The sequence below is a fragment of the Bhargavaea sp. CC-171006 genome, assembly GCF_009761675.1.
GTDB classification, from domain to species: domain Bacteria; phylum Bacillota; class Bacilli; order Bacillales_A; family Planococcaceae; genus Bhargavaea; species Bhargavaea changchunensis.
The window spans coordinates 21,048-36,465 of record NZ_QUZH01000022.1; the positions used below are offsets into that span (position 1 = coordinate 21,048).

General features: G+C 52.9%; 11 protein-coding genes and 1 other RNA gene. 3 read left to right on the plus strand and 9 right to left on the minus strand.

The genetic code is table 11. From position 1 onward, the window contains the following. Positions 1-240: 240 nt before the first annotated feature. The 3 genes from DZC51_RS09185 to DZC51_RS09195 form a co-directional block, all read right to left on the minus strand. Entirely contained in the window at positions 241-2,136 is a 1,896-nt protein-coding gene (locus DZC51_RS09185) for an ATP-dependent DNA helicase (RefSeq protein WP_157295084.1), read from the minus strand. Positions 2,137-2,267: 131 nt separating this feature from the next. Next, positions 2,268-3,572, minus strand: coding sequence for a DUF4179 domain-containing protein (locus tag DZC51_RS09190; RefSeq protein ID WP_157295085.1), 1,305 nt, complete (start codon positions 3,570-3,572; stop codon positions 2,268-2,270). Continuing rightward, positions 3,565-4,068 carry a sigma-70 family RNA polymerase sigma factor gene (locus tag DZC51_RS09195; RefSeq protein ID WP_232524103.1) on the minus strand — a complete coding sequence of 168 codons (504 nt, stop codon included), beginning with the start codon at positions 4,066-4,068 and terminating at the stop codon, positions 3,565-3,567. Before DZC51_RS09195 ends, DZC51_RS09190 begins: the two co-directional genes overlap by 8 nt. A gap of 540 nt (positions 4,069-4,608) precedes the next feature. Here DZC51_RS09195 and DZC51_RS09200 point away from each other — a divergent pair. Beyond that, entirely contained in the window at positions 4,609-5,700 is a 1,092-nt protein-coding gene (locus DZC51_RS09200) for an acyltransferase (protein ID WP_157295087.1), read from the plus strand. Between the two features lie 107 nt (positions 5,701-5,807). Here the strand turns inward: DZC51_RS09200 and DZC51_RS09205 are convergent, their stop codons facing one another. The 6 genes from DZC51_RS09205 to DZC51_RS09230 all read right to left on the minus strand — a co-directional run bounded on the left by DZC51_RS09205 (position 5,808) and on the right by DZC51_RS09230 (position 11,875). Next, positions 5,808-6,941: a THUMP domain-containing class I SAM-dependent RNA methyltransferase gene (locus DZC51_RS09205; RefSeq protein WP_157295241.1), complete on the minus strand. Its 1,134-nt coding sequence runs from the start codon at positions 6,939-6,941 to the stop codon at positions 5,808-5,810. Positions 6,942-7,062: 121 nt separating this feature from the next. After that, positions 7,063-7,443: RNase P RNA component class B (rnpB, locus tag DZC51_RS09210), an RNA gene on the minus strand. A 93-nt stretch (positions 7,444-7,536) separates the two neighbouring features. After that, entirely contained in the window at positions 7,537-7,836 is a 300-nt protein-coding gene (gpsB, locus tag DZC51_RS09215; RefSeq protein WP_157295088.1) for a cell division regulator GpsB, read from the minus strand. A 159-nt stretch (positions 7,837-7,995) separates the two neighbouring features. Then, positions 7,996-9,243, minus strand: coding sequence for a ribonuclease H-like domain-containing protein (locus DZC51_RS09220; RefSeq protein ID WP_157295089.1), 1,248 nt, complete (start codon positions 9,241-9,243; stop codon positions 7,996-7,998). Positions 9,244-9,249: 6 nt separating this feature from the next. Further along, positions 9,250-11,517 carry a DEAD/DEAH box helicase gene (locus tag DZC51_RS09225; protein ID WP_157295090.1) on the minus strand — a complete coding sequence of 756 codons (2,268 nt, stop codon included), beginning with the start codon at positions 11,515-11,517 and terminating at the stop codon, positions 9,250-9,252. Further along, on the minus strand, positions 11,489-11,875 hold the full coding sequence (locus tag DZC51_RS09230) for a YppE family protein (protein WP_157295091.1): 387 nt from the start codon (positions 11,873-11,875) through the stop codon (positions 11,489-11,491). The genes DZC51_RS09225 and DZC51_RS09230 overlap by 29 nt, the downstream gene beginning before the upstream one ends. A gap of 188 nt (positions 11,876-12,063) precedes the next feature. Between DZC51_RS09230 and recU the strand changes: the two genes are divergently transcribed. Further along, positions 12,064-12,669, plus strand: a complete 606-nt coding sequence (recU, locus tag DZC51_RS09235; RefSeq protein ID WP_157295092.1) for a Holliday junction resolvase RecU — start codon at positions 12,064-12,066, stop codon at positions 12,667-12,669. A 24-nt stretch (positions 12,670-12,693) separates the two neighbouring features. Continuing rightward, positions 12,694-15,417 (plus strand): transglycosylase domain-containing protein, encoded by a 2,724-nt coding sequence (locus tag DZC51_RS09240; RefSeq protein WP_157295093.1) that lies wholly within the window; start codon positions 12,694-12,696, stop codon positions 15,415-15,417. The last annotated feature ends 1 nt before the right edge of the window (position 15,418 follow it).

Below are 15,418 nucleotides of genomic sequence, written 5' to 3' on the forward strand. Positions count from 1 at the left end.
CGCGAAAACGTGGGTGGCGGTCGCGAATTCAGGACTTGCCGACGCGAAACATGGACTTATGGACGCGAATCCCGGGGCCGTCGCAAAAACGTAGGTTGCGGTCGCGAATTGAGGACTTGTCGTCGCGGAACAGGGACTTGCGGTCGCGAATCCCGGTCGTCGCGAAAGCAGTACTTGCCGCTGCAAACACTCGCACACTTACGCGTTCCTGCCAGCTCTAACAACAAAAAACCTTCCGCATCACGCGGAAGGCAGGCTGTCTGGCTGGACGGGAAGCACCTTTAGGATCTCCCCTTCAGCCTTAATGTCATTTTCATCAAGCAGCAATTGAATATCTCCATGGTCCTCGGATGTACGGATCAGGCGGCCGATGCCCTGGCGAAGGCGCAGCAGCATGTACGGCAGGTCGATGTCGCGGTAGGCATCCTCAGCGAACCGGCGTTTCGCTTCGAATAGCGGATCATCCGGCGGGTATGGAAGGTCGTGAATGATGACGCGTGTGAGCGCTTCACCCGGAATATCGAGACCCTCCCACAGATGCCAGGAGCAAAGTACTTGCGCTTTGCCCTCCTGGAAGTCCCTGACCATCGCGGACAACGCACGGTCCCCTTCGAACAGGAAGCGCGGGTCGTGTCCCACGGCTTTCCTGAAGGCTTCCATCGAAGATTTCGACCGGAAGAGGATGAGCGACTGCTGTCCATCATCAGCGAGGCGGAGTACGTCCGCCGCCTTGTCTGCGGCACGCTTCACCCTGATTTTCATCACTTCGTCGTAGTCAAACGGCGACTCAACGGAGAAGGACTTGAAATCTCGGATTCCGAGGGAGCCAGCGAGGAACGAGAAGTCTCCATCCACAGACATGGTCGCAGACGAGAAGATGACCGGCATTTTTTTAGAGAACAGGAGTTCCTCCAGCATATCCGTCACAAGACGCGGCATGATGACAAGTGTCTCGTCGCCGTTCTCATCTTCCAGCCAGTCAACCGCTTCACCGTTTTCACAGAAAAGTTTCATCGAGTGGATGTACTGCTCAAGATATTCCTCGGCCAGCTTCAGATCGTATTCTGGAATCACGTAAAGATCCGCATCGAAAACCAACTCTTCAAGAATATCAATGGAAAGCTTCACAACGGCAGCGGCGCGGTCACCGATCGCCTTGGAGCGAACGATGGCACGACGGTCACTCTCCCCTTCCGCGGATTCATGGAGCAAGCGGAAAAGTTCCGCATGATGATCAATCAGCGCCTCCATGAGGACAAGTGTCTTTTCGCGGACGCCGTCGACCATGATGCGGGACAGTACTGTATCGATCGTGCGTTCCTGTACGCGGTACGTGAATGCCTTCTGCGCCGCATACTCCAGCAGGTGGCCCTCGTCGAATACGACAACCGAGGATTCCGGCAGCAGCGGAAGCTGGCCTTGCCGGCTGCGGGATTCTTTCGTCCAAAGATGTTCCATATAAAAGTCCTGAGAGCATATGATCAGGTCGGTCGACGCCCGGTAATGATTCCGGTGAAGCGTCTGGCCGCAGCGGTTCCGGAGTTCGCATGAACCGCACTGATAAAGCGGATGGTAGTTGACAGAACTCCAGTCTTCGTCGGACAGATCCGGGTAATCGGAACGGGCCCCATAAGGATCAAGCCGCATCATTGAACCGTGGCCGCGAACAAAATCCGGCAGTCCCGCGTCGATGTCGTCAGCGACGTCAGTCACACCTTTTGATTCATCCAGCCGCTTCAGGCACAGATACTGTTCACGGGACTTGGCGAGCCGGACGTCAACAGTCAGGCCGAGCGCTCGCTCGAGCTTGCCGATGTCCCCGGTTTCCTTGACCAGCTGATCGATCAGCGTTTCGTCGGCACACGCGATGATAGCGGGTTTCCCGGTATACCGCGCATACGCGACCGCCGGCAGCAAATAGGCGATCGTCTTGCCCGTGCCGACCCCCGCTTCCGCGAATAACACCGATTTGTCCTTGAGCGCCTGGCCGATCTGAAACGCCATGAACACCTGCTCATCCCGCAGGTCAAACCCCTTCTCGGTCAGCTCATCGTACAGCACGTCGCCGATCCAGTCGTCAAGTGACTCAAAAAACGACCGCTCCCGGTCCAATGCAAACGGAATCGCCTGTTTCAATCGAAAGCCCCCTGTAAACGTAATGAAAGCATTTTTCCATTCAGGCGGAAAAATGCACGATTTTATGAGTATAGCACGCCATGAAAAAAGTGGGAAGCATTTAAGTCTATGCTTCCCATCAGTTGTCCGTTTCATTCAAGGCGGATCGTCACGTCGCCTTCGATGTAATTCGGATAGGCGAAGAATTTGATGGTGATCGGATTCACATAATCTCCGTTTTCGAACTTCATATCACCGTAACTGAAATCGTCGATTTGCCAGGAACCGCTTGAAGTAAGTTCGATTGATTTCCCTTCCGCGTCAACTGCTTCCTGAAGATAACCGTAGCCAAATTCATGACCTGTTTTCAGCTTCGTTTCAACCAATGTCGGCGATAGCTCCGTCACTTCAAGCTTTCCGTCTGACGGCGTCTCCAGAACTTCACCGGTAAGTGTGTCAACAACGAGACGTTCAGTTTTGCCGATGGCCTGTATGCGGTTCATGCGGAAGACCATCAGATCGGGTTGCTCAAAATAGTTGCTCTGCAGGAAATAGATATCAGTGCCTTCTTCGTCCCGCGTTGCAGTCATTCCGTTTGCAATCCGGCTCCACACTTCCCCGTCTCCGTTCTCTATCCGGAGGTCCTCATACTGCAGGACGTCCATCGTATTGTCCGGATCTTCCTTTATTCTGACGGTGACTTTCAGCGGATGGACGGTAATGGATTCAATGGTGAGTTTTTGCCCATCTATGGTGACGGACCGGTTCAGGTCATATATCTTGCCCTCGGCGACCGGTTTCCGGGTCGTGAACGGAAGGCTGAATTGATGGTCTTCCGTATCACGAATACTGAGTTTTAATTCGAATTCCTGACTATCCGTCGGCAGCGGTTCGGTAAAGTTGTATTGGATCAGTTGCTCATTGCTCATCTTGCCGTCTTCGGACGGATAGTTGAAGCTGATGCCCTGGTGTTCGAGCAGTTCATTTCCAGAATAAAGTTCAATCTTGTCGATCTGCGGATCTTTCATACCGGTTGTTGAATCAACCGTGTAGGAAATGACCATCCCGGACTGATCGACAATGACGCCGTTCAGGGTTACCGTGACCGTTCCATCCGAATCGGTCGAATGGATTTCTTCATAATACTCATTGTCAATAATCGCCCTCAATCCTTTGTCATATTGGATCATTTCTACGATCATTGACATGCCCGGGAGGCTGGAGACGGCATGTGCAAATGCCGGCGAGATTCTGATGGTCATGACAAACGCCAGCAACAGGACGGCAACAGCCGCTGATGGCCAGATAAAACGCTGCGTCGTTTTTTTACGGGCATACTGATTTTCCGCCTGCCGGACACCCGCCCTGATTGCATCCGACAGCGCTTCTTCCGGAATCGGAATAATATCCAGTTGTTCCTTCATGCTCCGTAGCCGCTCCACTTCACGCTCAGTCATCTGCACGCCCTCCCTTCCCGTTCATGAAATCCCGCAATGACCGCAATGTCTTGTTGAGACGGGACTTAACAGTGCCCTCCGGAATTTTCTCGATCGCCGCGATTTCTTTGATCTTCATGTCCTCGAAATACTTCAGATGGATCAGCCGGCGTGACGGGCCAGGCAGGGTGTGAAGGGCCTCCTCAATGATAAGGAGGTCGTCACCGGTATGCGCGATGCTTTCCGGTATCCGGTCGGTCACCGGTTCACGCCTCGCCTTTTTCAATTCATCCTGGCAGTAGTTGATCATAATCCGCGTCAGCCACGTTTTTGCATACGACGGCTCTTTCAGCCTCCGGATATTTCGGAAAGCCCTTGCCGTCACTTCCTGCACCGCCTCAACGGCGGCATGCTCAGATTTAAGAAAAGCGTACGCCGTGCGGTACAGCGATGCCTTATGCAGCTCCATCAGCTGGACGAACGCCTCAGCATCTCCCGATATTGCACGCTCAGCCAATTCTCTATCCTCCATGGCCTTCCCCCGCTTCCAATCTCTCTGTACTCATTAGACAGGCGAAACGGAGAAAAGTTCAAGGGGGATTGTCAAAATTTAATTTTGTGGTTTAAGAAAGGACCTCATTTTGCCGACGCAAAATGAAATTTGATACAGAATTAAATAGTGAAATTGAAAATACGAGGTTTGCCCGACATTGCTTTTTCACTCGAGTCTAAAAAGGTGAACGACTAACTATTTAATTGTATTAGGAAGAAAGAGGGAGCAATTGAATGGCTAGAAGAAAGGGAGTTCATCAGTTTGAACGACGAGTGCTAAAGTGACTTCGGAGAACATTACACCCAGTAACGATGCTTTTATAAACATACAATTACTTGCGATGGGCCAGGTAAATTAAGTAATATGATGAGCATGTCAGCTGACCTGGCTTCGATCTGGATTCCAACCAAGCGAAATCATTAGCCGAATCCTTTCGAGGAAGTTTCTTCCTCATGAAAATACATAATATGAGATCCAAATGACCAAGCCAGGGCGCATGATATTGTGAAACGTACTTCTTACTTTGAGGAGGATCTTATGAATCAAAAGATTTTTTATGGTGTCGATTTAATTAAAGTGATTGCCATACTGAGTGTGGTCAGTGTTCACTTCCTTCTGAACACCGATTTTTACAATTCCCCCATTATTGGGACATCGTTGACTCTCCAAGTTTTCTGGCGGCAATTGTTCATTGTTTGTGTTCCACTTTTCTTAATTGCAACGGGATTCCTTCAGTGGAAGAAGGAATGGAATAAAAAGTATTTCAAGAGCGTTCTCAATGTTATATATATTTATTTGGTTTTATCAGTTGTCATCATACTTGCAAGAGCTTTATATTTTGGGGAAGAGCGTACAATTCTGGAGTGGATCCAAAGCGTATTTGAATTCAAGGGTATTCGGTATGCTTGGTACGTTGAAATGTATATCGGCCTTGCTTTGCTGATCCCCTTTTTAAATAACATCTGGAAAGCTTTTAAAACTAAAAAGGAATTCCAGGTCTTCCTGCTGATTCTTATATTCACCACATCTGTTCCTGGTTTTTGGAATGTTTTTAATAACGACATCCCCTACTTGTCTGTGATCGAGTTCCCGGATTTTTGGATGAGATTGTACCCAATTACTTTTTATTTTCTGGGAGTATATATAAGAAAACACGGTTTAAGCATTTCTCCTATGCGCTCCTTTTTCATGTTTTTGATTGTTACTTCTATCGAAACAGCAATCATTTGCATCAAGAGTGGTGATGGAACCATTGTGAACGCCGTCGGTGGTTATCACTCCATTTTAATTGTTGTCCAATCAGTTTTCTTATTTGCTGCCTTTTATAAAATGGAAGCTCCCGTCTCAAAAATCGGTAAAGTGATGTCAATACCCATCACCTCAATTTCTGTTTTGACATTAGATATTTATCTTGCTTCTGCAATTACGGACAAGTTTGTCTATCAGTATTTCTATGAACACTTCTTTACCACACAAAAATACGCCATTCTGTATGCACCGCTATGCGTCATTTCCTCTTTTGTCCTCGCTTATTCTATAGCGCTGTTGAGGCACAGACTGTTGCCCCTAAAACGACGCAACAAAACAGGGAAATAAGCAGTAACTATCAAAAAAGACCTCTCATGTTGAGGTCTTTTTTATTACAATCACGATCCTAGAAAGCATAAAAAAACCGGACATCCGCCCGGTTTCCCCACTTAAAATCAATCTCTTTTCTTTTGTCCCCAGAATTGGTAATAGTCAGTGCGGATGAAACCGTTGAAGAGTTTACGCTTCTTGGTTGCTTTCCGTCCGAAGAGATCTTCGAAGTTCTCCATGGATGAAAGCATGTAGACCGACCATGTCGGGTACTGTTTCATCACCTGGCCGAGTCCGCGGATGACTTGTTCAACTTCCTCGACTTCGCCGATCCGCTCGCCATATGGAGGGTTGGAGGCCATGACGCCATTAGCTTTGTCAGTAGTGAAGTCGGCAGCCTGCATCTGTTTAAAGTGAATGAGATCGGCAAATCCGGCTTCAGCGGCGTTGTCTTCGGCGATTTTGATCATTCGGTGATCAATATCGGTACCTGTGATGTCGAGTTGGACATCGTAGTCGGCGACGCTGTCTGCATGGGCCCGGACGTCTTCCCATACGGAAGCGTTCATCCATGGCCATTGTTCGCTCACGAATTCCCGATTGTAGCCGGGGGCGAGGTTCTGGCCGATCATGGCCGCTTCGATCGCCAGTGTACCGGAGCCGCAGAATGGATCGTGGAACGGCCTGTCAGGGCTCCAGCGAGTCAGCTGGACAAGTGCAGCGGCAAGCGTTTCCTTGAGCGGCGCATCTCCCTGCCCCACCCGATAGCCCCTTTTGTGGAGACCGGCTCCGCTCGTGTCAATCGTGAGTGTTGCCACGTCTTTCAGCACGGACACTTCAATTTTGAACAGCGCTCCGGTTTCCGGCAAAATGCCTCGCCGGCCATAGGCCCCGTTCAGCCGTTCGACGATGGCTTTCTTGGTGATCGCCTGGCAGTCACGCACACTGCCGAGCTGGGATTTGACGGACTTTCCGCTCACCGGGAACTCGGCGTCTGCCGGAAGGTAGTCCTCCCACGGGATCGACTTGACACCCTCAAACAGATCGTCGAATGTGATTGCCTTGAACTCGCCGGCAACGATTTTGACACGGTCGGCAATACGGAGCCACAGGTTTGCCCGCGCGATTGCGGTTTCGTCCCCTTCAAAATAGATCTTCCCGTTTTCAACGGTCGGCTCATAGCCGAGCGCGCGGACCTCGTCGGCAACAGGCTTCTCCAGACCCATCGCTGCGGTCGCCACCAGTTTGAATATAGTCATCGTATCGTACCACTCCTCACCGCCGGGACGTTCCCCGGCGAGTCTGCTGTATGTATCGTACAAAAGAAACGCCCTCCTGTCATGGGAGAGCGTTTCGTTACATGCAAATATACCGTCGCCATTCGATAAGCCATGTTTTGTTCCATCGTACTCAGACGGCTTACGCCTCGTACTCCGGCGGTAATCATCTATCTACAGGCTTCTGCCTGTCCCTTCCTCCGTTCGTTTCCTTCGGAAGGACGCCCCTACCAAAATTTGGGTTTCTCGCTCGAGGGGTTTACCCGTTCCACCCGCACCGTTTCCGATGCGACTACGTCACTGTGGCACTTTTCAGGGGATCTCTGCCATATCCCAAAGGACTTAGGCATTATCCCCGCCGTCAGACCCGGAAGGATCTGCCCCGGCTTATGACTTTGCCGGGCACGAACACTACGGTCATCTCAGAACCGTGCGAGCATGGACTTTCCTCTACAACCCGAAGTTGCAGCGATTACCTGAATGGCGACTTTGGCAACGATCATCATACCATAAACGCGCCCCGGAATCAAATGGAACATCCTTCCACTCGTTTTCATTCCTGGGCGCGTTCTGTGCATCAGTCGTTCAGTTTATTTCCGAATACATGGCGCTCGAGATTCGACAACCGCTTCAGGATGTCGAAGTTCGTTGTGCCTGTCTGCTGAGGTGCCGGTGCGGATGACCGGCTTTTCAGCTCTTCGATTTCCTCGGTAAGCCGCCTGTTTTCTTCGGTCAGTGCGGCAATCTTCTTGTTGAATGCTTCATAGTCTTGGATGATTTCATCGAGAAAATGATCAACTTCGTCCGGCTTGTATCCCCGGACTCCAGTTTTGAATTCGTGTTCGAGGATTTCCTTGGCGGTGAGTTTAGTCTCCATGACTCTCGTCCTTCCGTCTTTGCTTGCTTCCTTAAATTATAGCATATTTTGCCCGCGCGTGTTTAACTCTGTCGGAAAGAATAGGACCTATGTCGGAATCTGCGCTTGCCCGGGAAATAGTCGGAAGACTCCACTATGAATATTTCCCCGCTCCGATTCTTATTTTCCCTGTTTTCTGCGTACGCGGGCCAGGCGGCTTTCAAAACGTTCCTGCCACCGCTCTTTCCGGAAGGGTTTCAGCGCCTTCATGTTCTTCAACAGCCCTGCGGCACGGAGACAGTTCATCTCCGCTTCGGGCAGATTGCCCAGGCGATGTTCCTGCAGCTTTGCCAGCTCCTCGAGAGCCTGCAGGGTTTTCCCTTCATCAAGCCCGCCCTTATAGGCTTGCAGAAAAGCGGATTCCGCATCCTTATAACGCTGCTCTTTCTTCAGGAGGAAACCGAGATAATAATACGCTTCATCGGTTTCATCGAAAAAGACATTCGTCACTTCTTCGAGCACCTCGCGGCTTTTTTCGTATGCTTTCAAATCACCGAACCATTTGCCGATGTTTGTATGCGGAAGCGGGGTCTCTTCTTCATTCTCTTTCATGAGCAGGGACGTCAGCTTGGAAAACAGCGTTACAAGTGACAGCAGGTCCCACTCATTATGACGAAGGACGCGGAGCAGAAGGTCCGGGTTCCCGCTGCGTACTGCATCGGTGTATATGATCGGCGCAAGGAAGCCCGGCACATCGTCTTCCCGGTGAAAGTCGAGTACTTCTTCCTCGACTGATTTTAACGAGAAACTGTCCAGGCTGCCCTTCCAGATGCGCCGGGTCCCCTGGAGCAGGTCGATATGCGCGGGGTCGGGAAGGTTCGGCAGATGATCCCGGTTCATCGTCCAGCGGGTCTGGAGCTGAGGCCAGTCAAAACTCTTTCCGTTGTAGGTGACAAGGGTGCGTCCCGGTTTCCAGAGGCCGGTCTCGAACAAAAACGCCGTTTCGTGTGCCGGATCTGCCAAAACATATTGGTCGAGCGTGAAATCCTCCCCGTCCGTCGAAAGAAGGCCGGCCATGAAAATGAGAGACCCGGTCCCCTTCAGGCCAGTCGTCTCCGTATCAAAAAACAGAAGTTTCTTCTCATCTCCTTCAGCGAAGGGATGGATGCCGTCCGATCCGGACCAGACCGATGCCGCTTCTTCGAGCATGCCAAGCGCCAGTCCGCCATGCACGGTATCCGCTGGATAGTGTGTCCGCTTCAGGAAGACCGTGCCGAATTGGTTGTCGATGCGCTTTAATCCGGCCGTCTCCCACCGCTCCGCATATTCCGGAGCGGACGGCTTCTTGTAGGCCGTTTCCTTCACTTTTTCGGCAGGTGCCTTTTTCAGCATCTTCTTCATCTGCATCAGACGGTTTTCATAGGACATCGCGGCTCACCCCGCAAGCTTTCTGAGAAGCTCTGCGACACGGCGCTTAATGTTGCCGCCAGATTCCTGGGCGCCGATGCAAACCGGACATCCGGACTCGCACGGACATGACTCGACGTGCCCCGCCGTCTGTTCGAGGAGATCCGGCCACATGCCGTGGATGCGTTTGCTGAGGCCGATACCGCCCGGATAGCTGTCGTACACGAAGAACGTCGGCCGCTTGGTGTGGACAGCTTTGACTTGCGGGACGACATGGATGTCGGAACGGTCACAGCTGACGAACATCGGGATGAACGAATGCATCGCATAGGCGGCGCCGGTCATGGCGTCGGTCAGGTCGGATTCCGTCCAGTCCCCCGGCCGCTCAAACGACAGCCAGGCGGAAGACGTGTGCATCTCCTCTGCCGGAAGTGTGATCGGCCCGGAACCGATATTGTCATGGGTGTCGAACCGGATCTTCTTGAAGATGGTCGGCATGGCGAGTACGGCGATGTCTCCGAACGACTCGGTATGGTCTCCCCGGTCCTCGAATTCATCTTCCGCAATGACCTTGAGCTCGACGGCCAGGTTGGCATCGGTGAAGTAATCGACATCGACTTCCCGTACGTATGCCTTCTTTTCTTCCCAGTCGAGTTCCTCGACCTGGTACTGGGTGCCCTGGTGAATGTAGATTGCTTCTTCGTGAAGCAGCGTCATTGCGCTGTAGCGGTCCATCTCACCGATGACTGTCGTGTCGCGCGGGACCGACTTGTCGATGATGATGACGTTCTCCTGGGATGCTGACCGCAGGCTGATCTCGCTTGCCGGGAACCGCTCGCTCATCCAGTGCCACTTGTCTCCCGCCTGGACGAGGATGCCCTCTGAAGCAAGGAAGGCGAGCAGCTCCTGCACGTCAAACTCGCCGTACTGTTCGTCAAGTGTGAACGGCAGCTCGAACGAGGCGCATTTCAGATGGTCCATGAGAATCAGGATGTTGTCCGGATGGATGCGCGCCTCTTCCGGAGACTGGCCGAACAGGTACTCCGGATGGTCAATCACATACTGGTCAAGCGGCAGCGATTGCGCGACATAGATGATCAGCGCCTCGTCCTGGCGGCGTCCCGCCCGTCCAGCCTGCTGCCAGGCACTTGCGATGTTCCCCGGATAGCCCGTCATGATGCACGCCTGCAGCTGCCCGATATCCACGCCGAGCTCAAGCGCATTTGTCGAGACGACGGTCTTGATGTTCCCGTTCCGGAGGCCCTTTTCGATTTCCCTCCGCTCCGACGGAAGATAACCGCCCCGGTAGCCGCGGATCGTCGTGTCCGACAGCTTCTTCTTTGTCATCTCTTTCATATACGTAACTAGCATCTCGACGCGCACCCGGCTTTTGGCGAAAACAATGGTCTGGATGTTCTCTTGGTAGAGCCTGCGGGCAAGATCACGCACCTCCAGCACCGCAGATCTGCGGATTCCGAATGTCGGGTGCACCACGGGGGGATTATAAAAGATGAAGTGCTTTTTGCCCGACGGCGCGCCGTTGTCTGCGATCAGCGCCATCTCCCGATTCGCGAGCGACTCCGCGAGTTCCTTCGGATTGGCGATTGTGGCGGACGTACAAATGATGACCGGGTCACTGCCGTAATAGCGCGCAATCCTTACCAGCCTGCGAAGCACATGGGAGACATGGCTGCCGAAGACCCCTTTATACGTATGAAGCTCGTCGATCACGATATACTTAAGATTTTCAAAAAGCGAGACCCACTTCGTATGGTGCGGCAGGATCCCCGAGTGGAGCATGTCCGGATTTGTCATGATGATATGGCCGGACTTCCTTACTTTCTGGCGGATGCCCGGGCTCGTATCCCCATCATACGTGTGGCTGAGGATTTCCTCTCCACTTTCTTCGATGAGCCGGTGAAGGTCCGCCATCTGATCCTGTGCAAGGGCTTTTGTCGGAAACAGATAAAGCGCACGGGACGACCGGTCTTCCAGCACCGACTGCAGAACGGGCAGGTGATAGCAGAGGGACTTTCCCGAGGCGGTCGGTGTCACTGCAGTAAATGACCTGCCGGAAAAGGCCAGGTCGAACGCTTCGCGCTGGTGTGTATACAGCCGTCTGATCCCGCGTGACTCGAGCGCTTTCCGGATTGACGGATGAAGCCGATCGGGGAAAGGGGCGTAGCGGGCCTCCTTCCCCTCAATCACGCGGTGATGCCGGACCGATTCCTGCATTTCCGGATCGGCCAGCCACTCACCGACCAGTTCACCGATGGTCTTTTGTTTGTTCAGCACCATCCGTCCCCTCCTCCATTGCCGCGATCATGGTCTTCAGCAAATACTCCGCTGATTGGATTGAATCATAGAACCGCTTCTTGCCGGTTTTCGGATAAAACGATTGAACGATGAACTGCGTCATCATGTCAGCCGCATTCTCGATTTGTGCCTCGTGCACATGTTTCGGCCGCTCATGCCGGATCCACTCTTCTGACATTACCTTCCAGTCGGAAATCAGCTGGTGCACAGGGTCCGCATACGGCTTCACTTCTCCGAAAAAGTCCGGCTCCCGCTCCTCTTCCCTCATACGGGCGTGGCGGGGCCGGCATTTTCCGCATTCGTCCAGAAGCTCTTTGGTCATTTCATAAAGTTTCATATATATGGTCTTCCTTTTTTATTGGTTTTCTTCATCCTACCAAATATGATGATCAGTGACCACCTGGAGGGGAACAGACATTCTTCGAATGGAGATTGTAAAAAACATCCTGCCCGCTTTCCGCAACCCGGCGGTGCCATAAGACGTCTTATGGATGTGGTATGATAAGTGAATGCGAGGTGAGAAAGATGGCAATTCGCTATCCCGGCGGAAGAAAGTATACCCCGGCCGAAAAGCCCGCGGTGAAGTCTGCAAAAAAAGACTACTCGTTCAGCAATAGGGGTAAGACATTGGAGGACGAGTTGGACGAGTCCAATGCCTACTATCTTGCAAACGGCATCGCGGTCATTCACAAGAAACCCGTACCCGTGCAGATTGTAAAGGTCGACTATCCGTCAAGAAGTGCCGCGGTCATCCGTGAAGCTTACTTTAAGACACCCTCGACGACCGACTACAACGGGATCTACCACGGCCATCATATTGATTTTGACGCGAAGGAGACCGGAATCAGTTCCTCCTTTCCGCTGAAAAACATCCACGAGCACCAGGTCGAGCACATGCGGAGCGTGACCGACCAGGGAGGCACCGCTTTCCTGATCGTCAAGTTCACCGAAACCGAACGTTATTTTATTGTCCCGTTCGACCTGGTTGACCGTGCCTGGAAGCGGATGAAGGAAGGCGGCCGGAAATCCATTCCGGTCGCCGAACTTGAGGAAGATGCCGTCGAGTTTCACGCCGGATTCCGGCCGAGGCTCGACTATCTGGGCGCCATCGCGAAATTAGGCATTTCTTAACGCAATAGAAAGAGAGGAAAACCTATGAGTGACCAGATTCAATCCCGCTCCCAAAGGCGGCAGCAGCAGGAGCAGGCCCGCAAGACGGACCGCAAAAGCTCCAAAAAGCCCGGGGGCAAGAAACAGCCGACCTGGAAAAAGATCCTGAAAATCGCTGTCCTCGTGGCGGTGATCGGCTTTGTATTCGGCGCCGGTCTGTTTACCTATTACGCGGCGACTGCGCCTGAACTTGACGAGGAGTCGCTGAAGGATCCCCTGGCCTCTGAGCTGTATGTGGAAGGCTCGGAAGAACCGCTTATTACCCTGGGGCCCGAAAACCGGGAATTTGTGGAATATGAACAGATTCCGAAACTAATGGAAGACGCCATCCTTGCAACCGAGGACGTGCGTTTCTACAAGCACCACGGCATGGACCTGTGGCGCCTCGGCGGGGCGGTGCTTGCCAACTTCCGGGACGGCTTTGGTGCACAGGGTGCCAGCACACTCACCCAGCAGGTAGTGAAAAATTCGTTTCTCCAAAACGAGAAAACGCTGAAGCGGAAAGCACAGGAAGCATGGCTTGCATTCCAGCTTGAACGGAAATACGAAAAAGAAGAAATCTTCGAGATGTACTTCAACAAAGTGCTGATGACCGATAATATCTTCGGCTTCGGTACAGCAGCCGATCAATTCTACGGCAAAGAACCGGAAGAGCTGAAGCTGCATGAGGCCGCCCTTCTTGCCGGGATGCCGCAAAGTCCAAACCGCTACAACCCTTACCGACATCCGGAGCGTGCTGAAAAGCGACGGAACATTGTTCTCGGCCTGATGGTCCAGCACGGCAAGATCTCCCAGGAAGAAGCGGATGCGGCAAAAGCGGTGCCTGTCACGGAAGGACTGGTTCCCCCTGAGAAACAGAAACATCACGGCAGCAACAAATATGCAGCATTCGTAGATATGGTCAGAGAAGAGTTGGAAGAACATGATCTCTCCATCGCGGACGGCCTGAAGATTTATACCACTCTGGATCCGGCCGCCCAGGAAAAGGTCGAAGCCACAATCACCAACGATAATATCCCTGGCGAAGCATCTGCAAGCGCGGCAGTGATCGATACGCAATCAGGGGCCGTCAAGGCGGTTGCAGGGCGCCCTGATTATAAGACCGGGGACAAAAACCTTGCACTGGTCAGCAGCCGATCCGTCGGGTCGGCAATCAAGCCGATCCTGGACTATGGTCCGGCCATCGAACACCTTGACTGGTCAACCGGACACACGGTCAATGACGAACGCAGGACTTACAAAGGCAGTGACCAGATCATCAGAAACGCTGACGGACAATACCGCGGCAAGATGACGATGAGAAAAGCGCTGTATATGTCCCAGAACGTACCGGCTGTCGCGACATTCGAAGAAGTCGGAGCTTCAAAAGCGTCTGAGTTCGCAAAAAAAGTCGGCATCAATGTAGATAACCCAAATTCATCTTCTGCTCTTGGCGGCGGCGTGGGAGCATCTCCGCTTCAGATGGCGGGTGCCTATGCGGCATTCGGCAACGGCGGGATGTATACCGAGCCTTACACCATTAACAAAGTCGTCCTGCGCGACGGAAAAACGGAGCGCGATCTCCGTCCGAAACCGGTAAGTGCCATGAAGGATTCCACTGCATATATGATTACGGACATCCTGAGAGACGTGGTTAAAAACCCTCAGGGAACAGCATACAAAAATGTAAATTCGCATGGCCTTGATGTTGCGGGCAAGACCGGAACAACCAACTATGACGCAAAAACATTCACCGAACGATTCAGCGGTGAAGAAATGGCCGTCCCGGACAGCTGGTTTGTCGGTTATACTCCGGAATACTCCATTGCAGTCTGGACCGGCCATGAGGACTACTACAAACCGCTCACCAAATGGGAAGAGCGCTGGTTCCCTCAAAAAGCATTTTCTGAAATCCTCGGGGATCTCGCTCAGCGCGGTGATAACTCGTCGTTCCAGAAGCCGAAATCCGTCGTGGAAGCGACCATCGAGATCGGAACGGATCCTCTTCGGCTCGCGAGCGACTGGACACCATCGGACAAAAAGAGCACGGAACTCTTCGTACGCGGCACGGTGCCTGAACGTGTGTCCAAGACATATGAACCTGAAGAAGAGGAAAAAGAAGCGCTGCCGGCACCGACCGGGCTCAGCGCGGACTATGACGAAGCACAAAATCTTGTCCGGCTCAGTTGGGAACATGAAGGCGGAGAAGATGTGCAGTTCGCTGTCTCCTATAGCGTCGATGGCGGCGGCGCACAGAACCTGACGACCACCACAGAGAAGACCGCAGCGGCGACCGGCGTTGAACCGGGCAAGACGTACACCTTCTCGGTAGTTGCCAAGTCGGGTGATGCTTCCAGTGCCCCTGCCTCTGTCTCCATCCAGATCGGAGGCGCCCCTGAGGAAGAGCAGCCGGCAGAACCTGACGAAAACGAGCAGGAACCGGATGAGAACGAGCAAGCTCCGGACGAAAACGAACAAGAGCCGGATGAAAATGAGCAGGGTGACGGCGGCAATGCCGGTAACCCTGGCAACCAGAATCCCGGCCAGGGTCAGGGTAACGGTTCCGGCAACCAAGGCAACCCGGACGACGGTCAGGGTGGTCAGGACAACCAAGGCGGAGGCCAGCAGCCTAGCCCAGGCGGCCCGGGAGGACAGACCAATCCTGGTAACGGCAATGACAACGGGACCGGTGACCAAGGCGGAACCGGCGAAGAAGACCAGAACCCTTGAT

Bases quoted from the DNA above. Each gene is read 5' to 3' on its own strand.
- DZC51_RS09190 (WP_157295085.1), bottom strand. From the start codon at position 3,572: ATGACTGAGCGTGAAGTGGAGCGGCTACGGAGCATGAAGGAACAACTG.
- DZC51_RS09205 (WP_157295241.1), bottom strand. From the start codon at position 6,941: ATGACTATATTCAAACTGGTGGCGACCGCAGCGATGGGTCTGGAGAAG.
- gpsB (WP_157295088.1), bottom strand. From the start codon at position 7,836: ATGGAGACTAAACTCACCGCCAAGGAAATCCTCGAACACGAATTCAAA.
- DZC51_RS09220 (WP_157295089.1), bottom strand. From the start codon at position 9,243: ATGTCCTATGAAAACCGTCTGATGCAGATGAAGAAGATGCTGAAAAAG.
- DZC51_RS09230 (WP_157295091.1), bottom strand. From the start codon at position 11,875: ATGAAACTTTATGAAATGACCAAAGAGCTTCTGGACGAATGCGGAAAA.
- recU (WP_157295092.1), top strand. From the start codon at position 12,064: ATGGCAATTCGCTATCCCGGCGGAAGAAAGTATACCCCGGCCGAAAAG.
- DZC51_RS09240 (WP_157295093.1), top strand. From the start codon at position 12,694: ATGAGTGACCAGATTCAATCCCGCTCCCAAAGGCGGCAGCAGCAGGAG.